The sequence below is a fragment of the Sphingomonas sp. EC-HK361 genome (genome assembly GCF_902498785.1).
Classification (GTDB): domain Bacteria; phylum Pseudomonadota; class Alphaproteobacteria; order Sphingomonadales; family Sphingomonadaceae; genus Sphingomonas.
The window spans coordinates 1,381,250-1,398,518 of record NZ_LR701494.1 but is presented as its reverse complement, the minus strand read 5'-3'; the positions used below and the strand labels follow the sequence as shown (position 1 = coordinate 1,398,518).

Sequence of the window (17,269 nt, the reverse complement as noted above, 5' to 3'; positions counted from 1 at the left end):
GGCGGCGGCGCTTTTATTGAAAAGTCCGCCTGCCGATCAGCCCGTCAACGGGTCAGACGCCATCGGCGTAGAGTTCGCGTTCGGAATGCCGGGACGCGGTCAGGCCGGCAGGCAGTCGCGCGGATTGCCCGCGGTCGCTGGGGCGACCGCGAATGAGGATGACTGAGCATGACCAAGGAAAGCTACGACTTCGTGATCGTCGGTGCTGGTGCAGCCGGCTGTGTAGTGGCGAGCTATCTGGCCGAGCACACCGACGCGTCGATCGCACTCATCGAGGCGGGCGAGACCGATCGCGATCCGTTCATCCATATCCCCGCGGGATTCGCCAACATCCTCATCCATGACCGGCACGTGTGGAAGTATGAAACGGTACCGCAGCATGGGACCGTCCGCGCCTATCGCGCGGGCAGGGTGCTCGGCGGCGGATCGTCGATCAACGCGATGTGCTATGTTCGCGGCCAGGAGCGCGATTATGCCGCCTGGCAGAACGCCGTCGGCGACACCGGCCGCTGGTCCTATGCGGACCTCCTCCCCGTCTTCATGGCGCAGGAGGACAATGACACCTTCCACGACGACTATCATGGCGTCAACGGCGGACTGTCAGTCCAATTGCCCAAGGGCATCAACAAGCTGAATCAATATTGTTTGAAGGCATTCCAGGAATATGGCCTTCCCTACAATCCCGATTACAATGGCGAGAGCCAGATCGGAGTCTCGCCGGTCCAGTCTACGGTCGGCAACCAGCGCCGCTGCAGCGCGGCCGATGCCTATCTGCGGCCGCACCTCGCTTCGGGCCGGGTAACGCTCCTCACCGACAAGACCGTCACGCGCATCCTGATCGAGAACAAGCGTGCCGTTGGTGTTGAACTGCATGGTACGACTCCGGAACTCATCCTGGCGGGCGAGGTGATTCTATCGGCTGGAGCGATCCAAAGTCCGAAGATCCTGATGCATTCCGGCGTCGGGCCGGCCGAGCAGCTGCTACAGCATGGTCTTCCGGTCATCGTCGACTCTCCGGAAGTCGGCGAGAATCTCCAGGATCATCCGATCGTCCCCGTGCGCGCCTATGTGAAGGGCGATCTCGGCTACCAGATGGCGGCGCAAGGCCTTGGAAGCATGAAGGCCGGTCTGCGCTACCTCGTCACCAAGGACGGCCCGGCGTCGGGCAATGGCATCGAGACGGTGTCCTACTGGAATCCTTCCGACTTCACCGCCGATCCCACCATCCAGTGCTATCATGTTCCGATCATCTCGGCAGACGGCTTGAGTCCGACAGGCGATCGCTCCGGCATCACCTTCGAGCTTGTCGTCCTCCAGCCGAAAAGCCGCGGCTGGATCCGCCTGGCGGATGGCGATCCGACCTCGATGCCGCTCATCAATCCGAACTTCATCGGCGAGGAGGAGGATCTGAAGGCCGCCGTCGCATCCGTCCGCGCAATTCGTGAAGTGATGCGCCAGGAGTCGCTCGCGCCCGTGATCGAGGACGAGATTGAACCTGGCCCGCAAGCGCAGACGGACGCCGAGATCGGCGAGTGGGTCAAGCGCGTCGCCACGACGATGTGGCATCCGGTCGGCACCTGCCGGATGGGGGCGGACGAGCGCGCTGTCGTCGATGCACGTCTACGGGTACGCGGAGTTGAAGGCCTGCGGGTGATCGACGCGTCCATCATGCCGAACATCACGAGTGGCAACACCAACGCACCCACCCAGGCCCTCGCGCGTCACGCTTCTGCCATGCTGGTGGACGACGTCTTGCACCGGTCTACCGGACGGGCTCCCGGCTCGCCGCAGCCTGCGATCGTTCCTCCCGCCCAGACGCTGCCTGCCTGAAAGTCCAACATCGACTTGGCGCCGGCGATCCGCTTCCTCCGACCGATCGCAAACCATGGCAGTACACGAAATCAGGCCGTCCCCCTTGGTGGGCGCTGTCGACGTGACAAATGACAAAGGGAAGCGTCATCACCGTCCGCAAAAACCGCGCAGGAACGGTCGATCATCAGGAGGTGTCATTGCGTGATGAGAAAAAATCGCAGGGTTAGTGGAGGATATCGAAGGTCTATTCTCTTCAAGGGTTTCGGTGGTATCCGTTTTGATCCGGGAACAGCTCCGAGCGCCATGGAGGCGCATGAGGTGGTCGTCGATAAGTCTATGACCTCGTCGGAATTGCTTTGTTCCGCGCCGAAGAGCGAGCGCGATGAGTGACTTAAGGTCACTCATTGGCTCCTCGCCGATGGTCTCGGTGAGGCGAAGACATCTTCCCAGTACGCCCCCGATAACCCGAACAGCTTACGCGCCGCCAATCTTTTCAGACATGCACGTCTGGCCAGATAAATTCGAAGAGAAATGCTTTGCCTCTCGGGCGATGATCAATCGGCCTCCGTTGCCAACCATTCCCTGAGAAGGGTTGTCGTCTCTCCGGGATGCTCGAGAGCTGCCATATGGCCGCAGTCTCGAATGATATGCAATACTGACCCCACAACGCGATCGTGGATTTCTTCCGCGTGTGCGGGCGGCGTGATCCGGTCGCCGTCTCCAACGACGATCATCGTGGGCACCGCGATGGTGCTGAGGAGACCGGTCGAGTCGGGGCGGCTCATGATTGCCTGTTGCTGCCGAAGAAAAGCGTCTCCGCCAACGCGTTGGGCCATTGCGCGCATTTCGTCCGCCACGGTCCCTTCGACATGACTTGGATGCACTAGACTGTTCAGCAAGCGGCGGGTGACGCCCAGAAACTTGCCCCGCTGAAGGGATTCGATACCGGCGTGGCGCTGGGCAATCCGCTCCGGTGTGTCGGCGCGCGCGCTTGAATTGAAAAGGGCTAGGCGACGAACCCGGTGAGGCGCTCTGCGCATGATATCGAGCGCTACATAGCCGCCCATTGAGAGACCGACGAGGGAGAAGCGGGCAGGGGCTGCTGCAAGCGTCCGTCGCGCCATGTCACCGATATTGTCGTCCAGGGTGAGGTCAGCGATCATCGGCGCGACGTCGTCAGCGAGCGCGCCGACCTGATGGCGCCAGAGCGACTGGTCGCACAACAGGCCGGGCAGAAAGACGATAGGCTCGAATGATGCCGGATGCGTCGATCGGGAAGAGGAGGGCGACGGTCGCTCGAAACTTTGCGCGTGAACTACGGTACGTGCCATATTGACGACCTCCTGCATCTGCCGGTGGGCCTGTGGTCATCATATGTCCAATACATGATGGGTGTGATCCCAATAGCCTTAGAGCATGATGTGGAGTTGTGGCATATCTGTTCTTTCCTGACCGTTTTGGAGGAAAGGCATTTTGCCCGGACAGCATAGAAGCTTGGAAATGTGCAGCCGCCTCTCAGCCATGAGATCAGGGACCTTGAACAGAGATCGGTAGCCGTCCGTTGCATCCATCCCTCGCGGCGCTGCGCTGCCCAAGTCGGCAAGGCTTTCGGAAAAGGTTCGGGTGTGGAGATTATCGATGTGGCTGTCGCAGCTGCGCCGTAATGGCCACAGCGAAATCGAGTGACCCTACCCCGGAATTGCCACCGGCCAGAACGAGAGATCCGGCTTTTCATGGGCCGGGGTTAACCCCGGCCCATGAAGCGAATTCGGCCGGTGTCGAGAACCCCAGGGATGTGGAAGGTGCATCTTGCGCAGCTCTGAAGGCCCAAGCCGCCGTATAACTGCTTCCAGCGGTAATACGTCGCCTCCGAGAGGCCCATCTTCCGGCACACTCCGGCACCTGCGTGCCGACCTCGGCCTGACGCAGCGCAAACGCAATTTGCTCGCCAGTGAACTTCGACTTCTTCATGCAAAATCTCCAACTCAAATCAGCTTCGATTTTGACAGATTTCTCCCATTCCCGCTGGAGGCATTTTCCGGGACGGGGTCGAGCCCCCGCTGTCTCAATTGGCTTGCAGGGTGCAAGCCTAGTCGATCCCGGCCTTCTCCTTCCCTGAACTTGGCAGGCCACCGCCGTGCGGGAGTGGATACGGGTTATCTGGAGATTGAGCACGTCATAAGGATTGACGCTGCAGTGCAGCGTCAGGCATAGCCGATCACGGCAATGGATTCCTGCCGGGCTCGTCCGAGCCGAACCGCCCGCAAGGCTGATGATTCCTACCTGTCGCCGTCAGGCAACAAGGAGGAATTGTGCGCGCTACGTTTCGGAATCTCTTTCATACCCTAAACGTCGCTGCGTTCGTCCGCACGCGCCACGGCCACGCCATCTCGGTGCTTCGCTGGGGATTGATTCTCGTGCCGATGGCGCTGGCGGTCGGAAGTCTCTGCGCTGCCTTCCTGTGGAGTCTCGACGTCGCGACACGGACGCGCTTCGCGCATCCCTGGCTGCTGTTCCTGCTGCCGGCGGGCGGCTTCGCGATCGGGCTGCTCTACCAGTGGACGGGCAGGAGCGTCGAAGGCGGCAACAACCTGATCGTCGAGCAAATCCACGAGCCCGGTGGCGGCGTGCCGCTGCGCATGGCGCCACTGATCTTCATCGGAACCGTGGCGACGCACCTGTTCGGCGGCTCCGCAGGGCGCGAGGGGACAGCCGTGCAGCTCGGGGGAAGCCTCGCGAGTGCGGTCGCGCGTCTGGTCGGGCTCGATCCATCCGGCGTCCGCGTTCTGCTGATGGCCGGTATTGCCGCCGGCTTCGGGGCGGTGTTCGGCACGCCGCTCGCCGGCGCCGTGTTCGCGCTGGAAGTGCTCGCGATCGGTCGCGTCGAATATTCGGCGCTGGTGCCATGCCTGATCGCCGGTGTCGTCGGTGACTGGACCTGCCATATGTGGGGCATCCATCACGGCGCCTATCACATCGACTATGTTGCCGGCGTCGGTGGTGCGCTGACCGCGGAACCGCTGTTGCTGGGCAAGGCAGCGATCGCCGGCGTGGTGTTCGGGCTTGCCGGCCTCGTCTTCGCGGAGGCCAATCACAGCCTGGGCGGCCTGTTCAAGCGCCTCATTCCCTATGGTCCGGTTCGGCCAGTGGTCGGCGGGTTGATGGTCATCGCCTTGGTCTATCTGCTCGGCACCCGTGATTATCTCGGGCTAGGAGTTTGGTCCGCCGATCCCAACGCTCCCACCATCGCCGGCTTCTTCGGGCCGCCCGTCGACCATTGGAGCTGGCTGCTCAAGATCCTCTTCACCGTCGTGACCCTAAGCGCCGGCTTCAAGGGCGGCGAGGTCACGCCCTTGTTCTTCATCGGGGCCGCACTCGGCAACGCGCTCGGCGGGCTCCTGGGCGCGCCTGTCGATCTGTTCGCGGGGCTCGGCTTCGTGGCGGTGTTCGCGGGGGCGGCCAACACGCCGCTCGCCTGCACGATCATGGGCGTCGAGCTGTTCGGGGCGACCCACATCGTGCCGATCGCGATCGCGTGCTTCCTGGCCTATCTCTGCTCGGGTCACAGCGGCATCTATCTGTCGCAGCGGATCGCCGTCCCCAAGACGGGCGGCGGCCTGCTCCCGCCCGATACCACGCTGCGGGATGCCCGCGCGATCCGCCCGCAGCATTCACTCACCGATCTTTTCCCCTTCTCCCCATCCATCACCAGCGAAGGCGATCCCATGCCCCACACACATCAGGTCAATGCCAGCGAGATCGGCATGATCCGTATCTACCTCAAGCCCAGCGACAAGGCCGCCAAGGGCTCCGTGAAGACGCTTTGGGCCTCCAAGCCGCTCTACCGCGCCCTGGTCGCGCAGGCGAAAGCGGAAGGCGTCATGAACGCCGTCGCGCATCACACCCATTACGGCTTCTCAAACCACGGCCCGGTGCGCGAGCATGGCGCCGAGATCAGCGATCCGCATCTGACCATGTGCGTCGAGCTGATCGACCATCGCGACAAGCTCGAAGCCTTCTGCGCGGCACATGGCGATCTGCTGGCGAGCAAGGTGATCGTTTACAAGCATCTCGAGCATTGGAGCATCGGCCCCAGGGGTGTCGATCATGAGGATGCGACGCCCGAAGAGCTGTCGGCCGAGCCGGATGCCGCCGTCTGATGGGGCACCGCCGCTCGAGGTGAAGGGGCTCAGGACCGAAATCGGCGAGCAGGTCATCCATAAGGGCCTCGACCTGACCGTTAAACGCGGCGAGATCCTCGGCCTCGTCGGCGGCTCAGGTTCGGGAAAGTCCGTGCTGCTGAAATCTATCATCGGCTTGCTTCCGCCCGCTAGCGGCTCGATCCAGGTGTTCGGGACCGACATTCATGAGGGGCCGGAGGCGGAAATCGAAGCCGTCAAACGCCGGTGGGGCGTGCTGTTTCAGGCCAATGCCCTGTTTTCAACGCTAACGGTGCGGGAAAACATCGAAGTCCCGCTGCGCGAACACGCCCGGCTTCCGGACCAAATGCTTTGTGAAATCGCCCAGCTCAAGGCGATCCTGTCGGGTCTCCCAGCGGACTCGATCGACAAATTTCCCAATGAGCTGTCGGGCGGGATGCAGAAGCGGGCCGGCGTAGCTCGCGCGATTGCGCTTGATCCCGAACTGTTGCTGCTTGACGAGCCGACATCGGGCCTCGACCCGGTGATGGCCGATCAGATCGACCGTCTGATCCGCGATCTGGCGCATAGTCTCGGTCTGACGGTCGTGCTGGTGACGCACGACATCGACACGCTCTACACGATCACCGATCGGGTAGCGGCGCTTGCGGACAAGAAGATCGTAGCCATCGCGCCGGTCCGCGAGCTGGAAAAGTCCGATCATCCCTGGGTGCGCGAATACCTGCTGGGGAAGCGCTCGCGCGCCGGCACGCCGCTTGGCGTTGGCGACCATCGCTGAGCCGAGGGCTTGCACGGTGCAAGCCTCCGCCCTTGCCGATCGACGAGGCGAATATCTATATAGGGTTCGGGGATGGAGTTCCCCATCAACCGCCGCAAAGGCTGATAACTCCTACCAGAACGCCATTTCGCGGGCGTCGGTAGGTCTTGCCGCACTCCCGCAGAAGGGAGAGGGTCATGACCACTAAGCTGTTGGCGGTGATCGCCGAGGCCGCGACGACGCCGGCCTGTCTGGACGCGGCCGAGGCCGCAGCCCATGTGCTGAAGGATGCCACGATCGAGGCGCTGCATGTCGTCGTCGATCCCGAGCATATTGTCTGCGCGAGCGAGGAGCTGGCCTTCCAGCAATTGCGTGTCCGCTATGAAGGCACCGCCCAGGAGCGCGAGGCGGCGACACACGCGACCTATGAAGCCTGGATCGCCGAGCATCCGGACGCGGACATTCCGCTGCGCTGGAAGGAACGCATCGGCGCCGAGGAGGAAAATGTCGAGCAGGAAGCGCGTATCTTCGATGTGCTGGTCCTGGCGCGCCCGACCAACATGGACGGCGGCGACGCGCTCCACGCCGCCTTCAACCGCGTCAAGCATCCCTTCTTTCTGGTGCCCGCGAAATGGCGTCTTCAACCTGGTGATACTTTCGCTGAGCATATCGTCATCGCCTGGAACGACACATCGGCTTGTCTGCGGTCGCTCGAAGGCGCCTTGCCGTGGTTGCGCGTGGCGAGTGAGGTGACGCTGCTGCTGGTCGCCGAAAGCCGCGAGATTGCCCGTTCGGCCGAAGAGCTGCTCGGACTCGAAGGCATAGCTTTCCACGTCCGCCAAGTGCCGCGCGATAGCGAGACGCTCGGCGACCAGCTCGTTACCGAAGCGCACCAGCTCGGTGCCGATCTGCTGGTGATGGGCGCCTATCGGCACAATCAGTTCATCGAATGGCTGCTTGGCGGAACCACCCGCCATGTGCTCGCGCGCTTCGATCTGCCCCTGTTTCTCGCTCACTGACGAAGGATGGAGAAGATGCCCGAAGATCATGCCTATTTCGTGCGCCGAGCACAGGAGGAGCAGCGCTTGGCCGCAGAGGCCGATACGGCCGAGGCTAAAGCGTCGCACCTGAAGCTCGCCGAAGAATATACCGCCAGAGCGGCCGAGGTGGGCGAGCGGGCCGTAGGGAAGGCAGAGGGTGCCGCCCTGCAGCCCGACGAAACCGATCCCGCCAATATCGACCAGACCCGCACCGCCGGTCCAGCCAGTATCCGCGACCGCGACCCCCGACGAGGCTGGGATGAGGTCGATGAACAATCTGACGAGAGCTTTCCGGCAAGCGACCCGCCAAGTATCCCATGAAGGTCGATATGCCCGTAGCCCCTTTCGACCTGATTCTGGTGCTGGCAGTCATCCTCGCAATCGTTGGCGTCCTCGTCAGTGTGACAAAATCCAAGGGGTGACTGGATTAGCCTTGAGCGGAACGATCAATTCACTTTAAGGTTATCCGGAAGGGAAGGGCTCTTGCCCTGCCTTCGACATCGCTGGATGGGGATGGAGTCCCCCATAACCGCCGACAGGCTGATGACCCCTACTGCGTCAAACGCGGTGGGAGTGTGTCTTCGCCGCGCGGGCCGTCGGTAACGGCCCGATCCTGACACACGCCGGAACGGGCATAGCCCGAGCGGGTGCGGAGACGGTGAAGAATGACCCATGTGTGGGCGATTGCCGCGCTTTGGCTGGGGCTGGCGCTGGTCGCGACCCTTATGTCGATCTGGTTCAAGATCGCTACGGCGCTGTCGGAAATCGTGGTGGGCACCATCGCCCAGCTCATTATCGGCGCGGCCGTGGGCTCGGCAGTGCTCGGCACCCAGGAAAGCTGGGTGACATTCCTATCGGGGGCGGGCGCGATCGTCCTCACCTTCCTCGCCGGCGCCGAGCTGGACCCGAGCGTTTTCCGCACCAAATGGAAGGAGGCGACCGCAGTCGGTCTGGCGGGGTTCACGCTGCCGTTCGTCGGCTGCACGCTACTCGCCGTCCTCGGGCTGGGCTGGACGATGAAGGCCGCCCTGCTCGCCGGCGTCGCCATGTCCACAACTTCGGTCGCGGTCGTCTATGCAGTCATGCTCGAGTTCGGGCTCAATCGCACCGATTATGGCAAGACGCTGCTTGCCGCCTGCTTCATCAACGACCTGGTGACGGTGCTGGCGCTGGGCGTGATCTTCGCGCCATTCACCGTCAAGACGGCGATTTTCGCTGGGATCGCTGTCGTCGTGTTCGTGATCCTGCCGTGGCTGACGCCCCGCTTCTTCAAACTCTATGGCGATCGCCCCTCCGAGCTGGAAGCCAAGTTTCTGTTGCTCGCGCTGTTCGGCCTCGGCGCGCTTGCGACCTGGGCGGACAGCGAAGCGGTGCTGCCGGCCTATCTGGTCGGCATGGTGCTAGCTGGCACCGTAGGCAAGGATCACGCGCTCATTCGGCGGCTGCGCACGCTGACCTTCGGCCTGCTGACGCCCTTCTACTTCATTCGCGCCGGCTCGTTCGTCTCACTGTCGGCGCTATGGGCTGCGCCGATTGGCTTTCTCGTGCTCTTGATCGGCAAGATGGCCTCGAAGGTGGTCGGCGTCTATCCGTTGACGCGCTGGTTCGCGTCTCCGCGCAAGGAAGCGGCCTACACGACCCTGCTTATGTCGACGGGCCTTACCTTCGGAACGATTTCAGCGCTGTTCGGCCTCTCGCACCACGTCATCGACCAGAGCCAATATTCGATCCTCGTCGCGACCGTGATCGGCTCGGCGATCGTCCCGACATTGATCGCCAATGCCTTCTACCTGCCGCGACACCTGATCCCGCCTGAAGAGCCGCTTCCCGACGCGCAAAAGCCCGAAGCGGCGCCGCAGGTCGCGGCCGCCGTAGCAGGCCGCTCATGACGTCGCCGGCAAGGAGGTAAGTTCGATGTTCCACCATATCGTTCACGCCAATGATGGCTCCGAGAACTCCCTGACCGCGCTACGCACCGCGATTGAGCTGGCAGCGGTCGCGGACACCGGCCTCGACGTGCTGTTCGTCGAAGACATTGCGCCTCGAACCGGCATGATCGCGGACGTAACCGCGCATGAAACGGAGGAACGCCGCCATATCGGCAGGCACAAGGCGCTCGCCGAGCGGATCGCGGCGCGATCGGGTGTCACGCTGAAGACCCACGTCTTCACCGGCCATCCGGTCGGGCACATCGTCGCGTTCACACGCGAGGCCAAGGCCGATCTGCTGGTGATCGGCGCGACCGAACATGCCGATCTGTGGGAGCACCTGTTCGGCCGCCGCTCGGACCGCATGACGCACAAGGTGGATTGCTCGGTGCTCATCGTCCGCGAGGGAGGACATGATGCTGCGTGAGCTGCTCGCCCGCATGATCGAGGTCGGCCGGCTGTCCGTTGCGATCGGTTCCGAGCCCTCCTTCACCATCGGCGCGGTGCCGATCGACATGCCGCAGCTCGATGTCGCGATCCGGCTGAAGGATCGCTGGGCTGCCAATCTGCTCGCGCTCGACCCCGAATATCAGCTCGGGCAATGCTATATGGCGGGCTCGCTGGTTATCGAACGCGGCACGCTCGACAGCCTCATGGAGCTGATCGGGCGCAATTTGAAACGCCGTCCCGGCGCGGGTATCCTGGGCCGCGCCCGTGAGCTGACGGCCGCGCTGCGCGCCCGCACCAATTCCCTCGGGCGATCGCGCCGCAACGTCGCGCACCATTATGACCTGTCGGAAGCCTTCTACCGCCTCTTCCTTGACGAAGATCTCCAATATAGCTGCGCCTACTTCACCGATCCGGGCATGTCGCTCGAAGCGGCGCAGGCCGCGAAGAAAGCGCACATCGCGGCGAAGCTGGATCTGCAGCCTGGCGCGCATATTCTCGACATCGGCTGCGGATGGGGAGGCCTGGCGCTGATGCTCGCGCGCAGCGCCGACGTTTATGTCACGGGAATCACCCTCTCGACCGAACAGCTTCGGGTCGCACGAGACCGCGCCTCGGCCGCTGGCGTTTCCGACCGCGTGCGGTTCGCGCTCGCTGACTATCGCCAGGTGGCGGGCCGGTTCGATCGCATTGTGTCGGTCGGCATGTTCGAGCATGTCGGTGCCAAGCATTATCGGGACTATTTCGGCGCGATCGACCGGCTCCTGACCGATGATGGCGTGGCGCTCGTCCATTCGATCGGCCGCAAGGATCGGGGGCCGGGTTTCGACCGCTGGACGCAGGAGCACATCTTCCCTGGCGGTTATATTCCGGCCGTTAGCGAAGCCTTGGCGGCGCTCGAGGAAACCGGGCTGTGGTTGACCGATCTCGAAGTGCTGCGGCTCCATTATGCCGAGACACTGCGCCACTGGCGCCTGCGCGCCGCCGCCAACCGCCCTGCGATCGAGGCGATCTACGATGCCCGTTTTTATCGCATGTGGGAGTTCTATCTGGCGTCCTGCGAGATGGGCTTCCGCTTCAATGGGCTGATGGTGTTTCAGGCCCAGATTGCCCGCGACGTCGCCAGCCTGCCGATCACGCGCACCTACATCACCGAAGCCGAGCAAGGCTTGCATGGTGCAAGACCCCGACCGCAGCCGAAGCGGGCGCACGCCCGTCGCAAGGCGACCGCTCCTGAAACGGAGGCGGCGCAATGCTGACCTACGCATGGATCGCCGTCGGCGGTCTGATCGGCACGCTCGGCCGCTACTGGATCAACCTCGTCTTCACGGCACGCTTCGGCGAGGCGATGCCGTGGGGAACGATCTTCATCAACATAACGGGCTCGTTCGTGATCGGCCTGTTCGCCGCCCTCACCGAAACGGGCGGCCGCTGGCCGGTGCCGCCGGAAATCCGCGCCTTCATGCTGGTGGGGCTCTGCGGCGGCTATACCACCTTTTCCTCGTTCAGCCTGCAAACGCTCGCCCTCATCCAGACCGGCGAGCTGGGCCGAGCCCTCGCCAACATCCTCCTGTCCGTCACCGCCGGCGTGCTCGCGGTCTGGATAGGCTTCTCCGCGCCCGAAGCTCTGGCGCGGCTATTTCGGAGCTAAGCCCCATGAAGATTCTCGCCATCGTCACCGAAGCCGCCACCGCTCGCTCCTGCCTCGACGCCGCCGTTGTTGCGGCGAAGGTCGACAAGTTCGCCCGGATCGAGGCGCTGCATGTCGTCGTCGATCCCGACCAGCTCGTCTCCTCGACCGAGGAAGTCCAGATCCAGCGCCTCCGGGAGACGGCCGAGGGCACCGCCAGCGACAAGGCGATGGCCGCGCAGGCAGCATTCGTTGCATGGAACGCCGGCACCGCCGACGACACGCCCCGCGTCGAATGGAAAGCGCCGGCAGGAGCCGAGGAGGCGACGATCGTCGAAGCAGCCGGCGACGCCGACCTCCTTGTGCTGGTGCAGAGCCAAGATCTCGACAGCGGCGACGCGCAGCACGCCGCGATCCGCGAGACGGGCAAGCCGCTCTTGCTGGTGCCGGCGGATTGGACGCCCCGACCGCCCGCCTTCGCGCACATCGCCGTGGCGCTGAGCGACACGCCGGTCACGGACGATGCTATTCAGGGCGCGATGCCGTGGCTGCGCGCCGCCGACACGGTGACGGCGATCCGAATCGACGCCGAACAGGATCATGCCCTCACCTTGGCCGACAGGCTGCAGGAAATGGGCATAGACGCGCAATTGCGCGTGGTCGCGCCTTCAGGGCATGATCGGGGCGCGCAGATCGTCAAGGAGGCAGAGGCGATCGGGGCCGACATGCTGGTGGCGGGTGCCTATCGGCACAGCCAGCTCGTCGAATGGCTCCTGGGCAGCACCACGCGGCAAATGCTGCGCAACACCGCTCTGCCGCTGTTCCTGGCGCACTGATGGGGGCGCCCATCAGCCTCGTCGTCGTGCGTCATGGCGAGAGCGCGACCAATGCGGCCAATGTCTTCACGGGCTGGAGCAATCCGCCGCTGACAGCGATCGGCCGAGACGAGGCAGCGCGGGTCGCCCATCGGATTCGGGAGGCGAGGCTGGCGCCCTCGCGCATCTTCAGCTCGCCGGCGTCTCGCGCGACGGAGACGGTCGCGATCATCAAGGAAGTGCTGGAAGCAACCGAAACGCCCTTGACGCATCTGCCGGCGCTCAACGAGCGCGATTACGGCACGCTGACGGGCCGCAACAAGGATGAGGCCGTAGCCGAGGTCGGCGCCGCTCAGATACGGCTCTGGCGGCGTTCCTACGCCGAGGCGCCGCCGGAAGGGGAGAGCCTGCGCGGTACCGCCGCGCGCGTGCTTGCGGCTTATGTCCACGTCCTCTTGCCCGCCGCGATGGCTGGCGGAACCACGCTTGTCGTCTCCCAAGGCAATACGCTGCGAGCGCTGTGCATGGCGCTCGACGGCCTCGACGCCGCCGCGATCGAGAGTTTCGACCTCTCGACCGGGGCTACCATCCACTATGCGATCGGCGAGACGACGGCGATCGTCCGCCGCGCGCTCCTCGCCTGATCGGAACCGCCATGATCCCCAGCACCCGCATTGCCAGTCTTCACGGCCGCGAGATCCTCGACTCGCGCGGCAACCCGACGCTCGCCGTCACTGTTATTCTCGAAAGCGGCATCGAAGCGACCGCAGCGGTGCCGTCCGGTGCCTCGACCGGCGCCAACGAGGCTGTGGAACTGCGCGACGGCGACAGCGCCCGTTTCGGCGGCAAAGGCGTCTTGCAGGCCATAGGCCGCGTCGAAGGGCCACTTGCCGCCGCCCTGCAGGGCTATGACGTCTGCGATCAGGCCACGCTCGATCGCGCCATGATCGCGCTCGATGGCACGCCCGACAAGGCCCGGCTCGGGGCGAATGCCATCCTTGGCGTCTCGATGGCGGCCGCCCGCGCCGCGTCGGCGGTGCAGGGGGTGCCGCTCTACGAGCAGCTTGGCGGCGGTTCGGCGGCGCAAATCCTGCCCGTGCCGGCGTTCAACGTCATGAACGGCGGCAAGCACGCCGAAAGCGGCATCGACTTCCAGGAGTTCATGATCGTGCCGGCGGGCGCGCCGAGCTTCGCCGAGGCGCTGCGCTATGGCGCTGAAACCTACGCGGCGCTCCGCGAGATCCTCCATCAGGAGAAGCTGCGCACAAGCGTGGGCGACGAGGGCGGTTTCGCGCCGGGGTTCGATGCGCAGGCAATTCACGCTTCGCTGAGCCTCATCGTCAAGGCGATCGAGAAAGCCGGTTATCAGCCGGGAGAGGACATCGCGATCGCGCTTGACCCTGCCGCCTCATCATTCCGATCCGGCGACTGTTACGATGTCAGACCCTCCAGCGGCGGGCCCTTCGATCGTGCTGGCCTGCTCGCATTCTACGAGAAGCTCATCGGCGAGTTTCCGATCGTCTCGATCGAAGACGGCTTCGCCGACGACGACTGGCAGGGCTTCGTCGACCAGATGGCCGCGCAAGGTGGCCGGATTCAGGTCATGGGCGACGACATCACCGTCACAAACGCAAAGTTCATCAGGCAAGCGATCGACCGCAAGGCGATGAACGCGGTCCTCATCAAGCTCAACCAGATCGGCACTGTCACCGAGACGGTCGACGCGGCGAAGCTCTGCCACCAGGCTGGTTGGTGCACGATGGTCTCCCATCGCTCCGGCGAGACCAATGACGACTTCATCGCCGATTTCGCGGTGGCAATCGGCGCGGGGCAGATCAAGTCCGGCGCACCCTGCCGGGGCGAACGTCTCGCAAAATACAACCGGCTTCTCGAAATCGAACGCGCGCTTGGCGGCCGAGCCGTCTTCATCAATCCGTTCACCCGCAAATGAAAGGCGGCTACCCATGAAACTCATTCTCGTGCGCCACGGTCATGTCGAAGGCATCAAACCCGAGCGCTTTCGGGGCCGCAAGGAAGTCCCTTTGACGGAGCTGGGCCGGCGACAGGCGGCCGCTACTGCAGAACGGATCGCGGCCGAATGGAGGGTCGATGCCGTGTTCACCAGCCCGATGGGTCGATCCGCGGACACAGCGCGGGCCATCGCCGATCGCTACAGCCTGGTCCCGCAGCCGCTCCCGGAGCTGCTCGACTTCGATTATGGTGAGTGGAGCTGGAAGACGCATGAAGAGGTCCAGCAGACGTCTCAGGCTCTCTACGATCTGTGGTTCAGCGCGCCGCATCTGGCCCGCATACCCGGCGGTGACACGCTTCAGGCGCTTGCGCTGAGAACCGCCGATTCCCTCCGGCTCATGCTGGAAGCCCATCCCGGCGAGACGGTGGTGGCGGTCGGCCACGACAGCGTAAATCGTGCCCTGCTGCTGCAACTGCTTGACCTGCCGCTATCGGGCTATTGGCGTCTGCAGCAACATCCGGCCTGCATCAACGAAATCGACATCGACACCAAGGTAGCGGTCCAGCGGATCAACGAGCATGTCCACCTGCTCGGTCTGTCGGAGGAAGAACCGGCATGAGCGGGGAACGATCTTCGACCGAGCCTCTCAACAGTTCTCTGCTGTCCGCCCTTCGGCGGGCGGTGCTCATCGTCGCGCTGCTTAATCTGGCGTATTTCGGCGTCGAGTTCGCGGTCGCGCTCCGCATCGGATCGGTGTCGCTCTTCGCAGACAGCGCCGACTTCTTCGAGGACGCCGCCGTCAATTTCCTTATCGTGGCGGCCCTGGGATGGAGTGCCGCGCGGCGCGCGCGCGTGGGCATGTTGCTTTCGGCAATCCTGCTGGCGCCTGCAATCGCCTTCTTGTGGACGCTGTGGCACAAGCTCAGCGCTCCTCTTCCACCCGACGCCATAGCCCTTTCTGCCACCGGCCTCGGCGCCCTGCTGGTGAACCTGATCGCGGCCTTCCTGCTCGCCCGCCATCGGCGGCGGGGCGGCAGTCTTGCCAAGGCAGCCTGGCTGTCAGCACGGAACGATGCCCTTGCAAACGTCGCGATCATTGTCGCTGGCCTCGTGACACTGAGAGTTCATTCGCCCTGGCCGGACATCATTGTCGGCATCGGCATCGCGATCATGAATCTCGACGCGGCCCGCGAAGTCTGGATGGCGGCGCGGGAGGAGCATCTGCTTTCCCAAGCCGAGCCGTGATACGCGACCGTCGCATCGCTTTATGGGCACCTTGAAGCTCTGGCTCGCGATAGGCTGTTGTTCGCGCCGATCGGCGCGCTCATGGCGACGATCATCCCATATCGCGAATATAGCCAACATCAGCTTCCCAAGGGCTGCGTCGTTCGCGAGGTGGCCGGCGCGGTTGCCGCGCACGGTCGGGGAAGCCGAAGCAATGCGGGACACGCCCAAGGCGCGGGCGCTGACCGCGCCTGATGGGGTCGAAGCCGTCAGAGGCCAAGGAACGGGCCGGGACGTCATCGCCTGCGGCGGTCGAGCGCGCCGACGCGTTGGTGAAGGTCCACTCCGAAAAGGTTCTCGGTCGGGCGCGGATGCAGCTCTATGAGCCGATTGGCCGTCCCGATGCGCAGGAAGTCGAACAGCTCTCCGTCGTCTGCGGCGTACTCATGCAGTGCGGCTACCGTTCGTGAGGGGCTGCGATGGAATGGGACGTTAGTTCAAGGGCTCACCATCCGGGCCGCGGCCGGTCATCATATACCATTGCTCGAGCGTCGTCGGCGCGCCGATCAGGCGCTCGATGGCTTCGCAAGTCGAATAGGCCGCGTCATATTCCTGGTGCTCGTCGAGAATGTTCAGCGCGCGCTCAAGCAACTCTTTGGCTTCCGCCAGTTTTTCGGTCAGCACGCGCTCCGCAAGATAGGTCATATGTCACCCCTGCTCTTAATCTACCGCAAGTGGTTGTGCTGGGCACGAGGAGAAGTTCCCATTTTGGGAGGATCATGCGCGCGATGTCTGCAGTCTCAAGGTCGGCCTCCTCACGGCCTCGGCCGATCCCCTAGTGTGACGCAGTTTTAGTGCCTTGCCAGCAAAGAGCCGGGCCATCTTGCTATGGGCCAGGATCGCTTCGGTGCACGTCGCGCGCACCGCAGCGCCGCAGCGCCGGATGTCGCGGTCGAACTGTGACCTGCAAAAGGAGTTTGAAATGTTGTGCCGCGACTCCTGCGGATCGCCGAGATAGGGGCAACGTGGGAGGGCGCATATTCGCATAAGGTTGCCAGGAGAGGTGATGTCCTCCGCTCAACCCAAGAGGACGCGTAGGGTCGGACCAATGTCGCGACCCCGTCCTGCGTCACTCGTCAAACGCGATCATTGTCCGCGGAGCCCTGCTCGCGACCACTACGGGCGCCGCGGCCTGTCTAGCCGCTCGCCGCAATCTGCTAGCTGGCCGTGGACATCGCACCCGCCGGCGGATGACTAAGTGGCCGGGGCATGGATGGGTAGAATTTTCCGTCACGCTCGCCCAGTCTTCGCCGTGCCGCGCGCTGCACGGTTCTCACCGATTCGCGCGCGGAGGCGATGTTGCTTTGGGTCTGGAGGCCGGCAGATGGCGCAACGTGCGATGTGGTCACACAGGCGATCCCGCCGCGATCCGCCAAATCATGTTAACCAAAATACTTCGGATTGTGTGAACTATGCATAAGATA

General features: G+C 63.8%; 18 protein-coding genes, 2 pseudogenes and 3 riboswitches. Of the genes and pseudogenes, 17 read left to right on the top strand and 3 right to left on the bottom strand.

Annotated elements, in window-relative coordinates:
• Window positions 1-168 precede the first annotated feature (168 nt).
• Window positions 169-1,830 (top strand): GMC family oxidoreductase, encoded by a 1,662-nt coding sequence (locus BOS5A_RS14145; protein WP_083276958.1) that lies wholly within the window; start codon window positions 169-171, stop codon window positions 1,828-1,830.
• Window positions 1,831-2,366: 536 nt separating this feature from the next.
• On the opposite strand, the gene BOS5A_RS14140 is transcribed toward BOS5A_RS14145, so the two are convergent.
• Both BOS5A_RS14140 and BOS5A_RS14135 read right to left on the bottom strand, forming a co-directional pair.
• On the bottom strand, window positions 2,367-3,143 hold the full coding sequence (locus BOS5A_RS14140) for an alpha/beta fold hydrolase (RefSeq protein WP_234419342.1): 777 nt from the start codon (window positions 3,141-3,143) through the stop codon (window positions 2,367-2,369).
• A 476-nt stretch (window positions 3,144-3,619) separates the two neighbouring features.
• Window positions 3,620-3,783: pseudogene (locus BOS5A_RS14135) on the bottom strand (transposase); the annotation flags it as partial.
• A gap of 242 nt (window positions 3,784-4,025) precedes the next feature.
• Window positions 4,026-4,101, top strand: a riboswitch (Fluoride riboswitch).
• A gap of 23 nt (window positions 4,102-4,124) precedes the next feature.
• On the opposite strand from BOS5A_RS14135, the pseudogene BOS5A_RS14130 reads away from it, so the two are divergent.
• From BOS5A_RS14130 to BOS5A_RS14055, 16 genes and pseudogenes are all read left to right on the top strand, one after another.
• Window positions 4,125-5,477, top strand: a pseudogene (locus BOS5A_RS14130) (voltage-gated chloride channel family protein); the annotation flags it as partial.
• Between the two features lie 60 nt (window positions 5,478-5,537).
• On the top strand, window positions 5,538-5,972 hold the full coding sequence (locus BOS5A_RS16265) for a DUF190 domain-containing protein (protein ID WP_199857430.1): 435 nt from the start codon (window positions 5,538-5,540) through the stop codon (window positions 5,970-5,972).
• Window positions 5,959-6,750: an ABC transporter ATP-binding protein gene (locus tag BOS5A_RS14120; protein WP_199857382.1), complete on the top strand. Its 792-nt coding sequence runs from the start codon at window positions 5,959-5,961 to the stop codon at window positions 6,748-6,750. Before BOS5A_RS16265 ends, BOS5A_RS14120 begins: the two co-directional genes overlap by 14 nt.
• Window positions 6,751-6,809: 59 nt before the next feature.
• Window positions 6,810-6,871, top strand: a riboswitch (Fluoride riboswitch).
• Between the two features lie 55 nt (window positions 6,872-6,926).
• Complete coding sequence (locus BOS5A_RS14115; protein WP_083276961.1) at window positions 6,927-7,748, top strand: universal stress protein; 822 nt, start codon at window positions 6,927-6,929, stop codon at window positions 7,746-7,748.
• Between the two features lie 15 nt (window positions 7,749-7,763).
• On the top strand, window positions 7,764-8,090 hold the full coding sequence (locus tag BOS5A_RS14110) for a hypothetical protein (RefSeq protein ID WP_070156705.1): 327 nt from the start codon (window positions 7,764-7,766) through the stop codon (window positions 8,088-8,090).
• A gap of 179 nt (window positions 8,091-8,269) precedes the next feature.
• A riboswitch (Fluoride riboswitch) is annotated at window positions 8,270-8,329 on the top strand.
• Between the two features lie 105 nt (window positions 8,330-8,434).
• Window positions 8,435-9,658 (top strand): cation:proton antiporter, encoded by a 1,224-nt coding sequence (locus BOS5A_RS14105; RefSeq protein ID WP_070156706.1) that lies wholly within the window; start codon window positions 8,435-8,437, stop codon window positions 9,656-9,658.
• 25 nt (window positions 9,659-9,683) lie between these two features.
• The gene (locus BOS5A_RS14100; protein ID WP_070156707.1) at window positions 9,684-10,124 is read left to right on the top strand and encodes a universal stress protein; all 441 of its coding nucleotides are present in this window, start codon (window positions 9,684-9,686) and stop codon (window positions 10,122-10,124) included.
• Complete coding sequence (locus BOS5A_RS14095) at window positions 10,111-11,403, top strand: SAM-dependent methyltransferase (RefSeq protein ID WP_199857381.1); 1,293 nt, start codon at window positions 10,111-10,113, stop codon at window positions 11,401-11,403. The genes BOS5A_RS14100 and BOS5A_RS14095 overlap by 14 nt, the downstream gene beginning before the upstream one ends.
• Entirely contained in the window at window positions 11,397-11,795 is a 399-nt protein-coding gene (crcB, locus tag BOS5A_RS14090) for a fluoride efflux transporter CrcB (RefSeq protein WP_070156709.1), read from the top strand. The genes BOS5A_RS14095 and crcB overlap by 7 nt, the downstream gene beginning before the upstream one ends.
• A 5-nt stretch (window positions 11,796-11,800) precedes the next feature.
• On the top strand, window positions 11,801-12,610 hold the full coding sequence (locus tag BOS5A_RS14085; protein WP_083276962.1) for a universal stress protein: 810 nt from the start codon (window positions 11,801-11,803) through the stop codon (window positions 12,608-12,610).
• The gene (locus BOS5A_RS14080) at window positions 12,610-13,233 is read left to right on the top strand and encodes a 2,3-bisphosphoglycerate-dependent phosphoglycerate mutase (protein ID WP_070156710.1); all 624 of its coding nucleotides are present in this window, start codon (window positions 12,610-12,612) and stop codon (window positions 13,231-13,233) included. Before BOS5A_RS14085 ends, BOS5A_RS14080 begins: the two co-directional genes overlap by 1 nt.
• 11 nt (window positions 13,234-13,244) lie before the next feature.
• Window positions 13,245-14,540, top strand: a complete 1,296-nt coding sequence (eno, locus tag BOS5A_RS14075) for a phosphopyruvate hydratase (RefSeq protein WP_070156711.1) — start codon at window positions 13,245-13,247, stop codon at window positions 14,538-14,540.
• 13 nt (window positions 14,541-14,553) lie between these two features.
• Entirely contained in the window at window positions 14,554-15,180 is a 627-nt protein-coding gene (locus tag BOS5A_RS14070; RefSeq protein ID WP_070156712.1) for a histidine phosphatase family protein, read from the top strand.
• Window positions 15,177-15,806 carry a cation transporter gene (locus tag BOS5A_RS14065; RefSeq protein ID WP_070156713.1) on the top strand — a complete coding sequence of 210 codons (630 nt, stop codon included), beginning with the start codon at window positions 15,177-15,179 and terminating at the stop codon, window positions 15,804-15,806. The genes BOS5A_RS14070 and BOS5A_RS14065 overlap by 4 nt, the downstream gene beginning before the upstream one ends.
• Window positions 15,807-15,887: 81 nt before the next feature.
• Window positions 15,888-16,040: a hypothetical protein gene (locus BOS5A_RS14060; RefSeq protein ID WP_199857380.1), complete on the top strand. Its 153-nt coding sequence runs from the start codon at window positions 15,888-15,890 to the stop codon at window positions 16,038-16,040.
• A complete protein-coding gene (locus BOS5A_RS14055; RefSeq protein ID WP_070156714.1) occupies window positions 16,040-16,255 on the top strand; it encodes a hypothetical protein in 216 nt (71 codons plus the stop codon). Before BOS5A_RS14060 ends, BOS5A_RS14055 begins: the two co-directional genes overlap by 1 nt.
• A gap of 22 nt (window positions 16,256-16,277) precedes the next feature.
• On the opposite strand, the gene BOS5A_RS14050 is transcribed toward BOS5A_RS14055, so the two are convergent.
• Complete coding sequence (locus BOS5A_RS14050; RefSeq protein WP_070156715.1) at window positions 16,278-16,490, bottom strand: hypothetical protein; 213 nt, start codon at window positions 16,488-16,490, stop codon at window positions 16,278-16,280.
• Window positions 16,491-17,269 lie beyond the last annotated feature (779 nt).

Coding starts and splice junctions, on each gene's coding strand:
- BOS5A_RS14145 (WP_083276958.1), top strand. CDS start 169: ATGACCAAGGAAAGCTACGACTTCGTGATCGTCGGTGCTGGTGCAGCC.
- BOS5A_RS14140 (WP_234419342.1), bottom strand. CDS start 3,143: ATGGCACGTACCGTAGTTCACGCGCAAAGTTTCGAGCGACCGTCGCCC.
- BOS5A_RS16265 (WP_199857430.1), top strand. CDS start 5,538: ATGCCCCACACACATCAGGTCAATGCCAGCGAGATCGGCATGATCCGT.
- BOS5A_RS14120 (WP_199857382.1), top strand. CDS start 5,959: ATGCCGCCGTCTGATGGGGCACCGCCGCTCGAGGTGAAGGGGCTCAGG.
- BOS5A_RS14115 (WP_083276961.1), top strand. CDS start 6,927: ATGACCACTAAGCTGTTGGCGGTGATCGCCGAGGCCGCGACGACGCCG.
- BOS5A_RS14110 (WP_070156705.1), top strand. CDS start 7,764: ATGCCCGAAGATCATGCCTATTTCGTGCGCCGAGCACAGGAGGAGCAG.
- BOS5A_RS14105 (WP_070156706.1), top strand. CDS start 8,435: ATGACCCATGTGTGGGCGATTGCCGCGCTTTGGCTGGGGCTGGCGCTG.
- BOS5A_RS14100 (WP_070156707.1), top strand. CDS start 9,684: ATGTTCCACCATATCGTTCACGCCAATGATGGCTCCGAGAACTCCCTG.
- BOS5A_RS14095 (WP_199857381.1), top strand. CDS start 10,111: ATGATGCTGCGTGAGCTGCTCGCCCGCATGATCGAGGTCGGCCGGCTG.
- crcB (WP_070156709.1), top strand. CDS start 11,397: ATGCTGACCTACGCATGGATCGCCGTCGGCGGTCTGATCGGCACGCTC.
- BOS5A_RS14085 (WP_083276962.1), top strand. CDS start 11,801: ATGAAGATTCTCGCCATCGTCACCGAAGCCGCCACCGCTCGCTCCTGC.
- BOS5A_RS14080 (WP_070156710.1), top strand. CDS start 12,610: ATGGGGGCGCCCATCAGCCTCGTCGTCGTGCGTCATGGCGAGAGCGCG.
- eno (WP_070156711.1), top strand. CDS start 13,245: ATGATCCCCAGCACCCGCATTGCCAGTCTTCACGGCCGCGAGATCCTC.
- BOS5A_RS14070 (WP_070156712.1), top strand. CDS start 14,554: ATGAAACTCATTCTCGTGCGCCACGGTCATGTCGAAGGCATCAAACCC.
- BOS5A_RS14065 (WP_070156713.1), top strand. CDS start 15,177: ATGAGCGGGGAACGATCTTCGACCGAGCCTCTCAACAGTTCTCTGCTG.
- BOS5A_RS14060 (WP_199857380.1), top strand. CDS start 15,888: ATGGCGACGATCATCCCATATCGCGAATATAGCCAACATCAGCTTCCC.
- BOS5A_RS14055 (WP_070156714.1), top strand. CDS start 16,040: ATGGGGTCGAAGCCGTCAGAGGCCAAGGAACGGGCCGGGACGTCATCG.
- BOS5A_RS14050 (WP_070156715.1), bottom strand. CDS start 16,490: ATGACCTATCTTGCGGAGCGCGTGCTGACCGAAAAACTGGCGGAAGCC.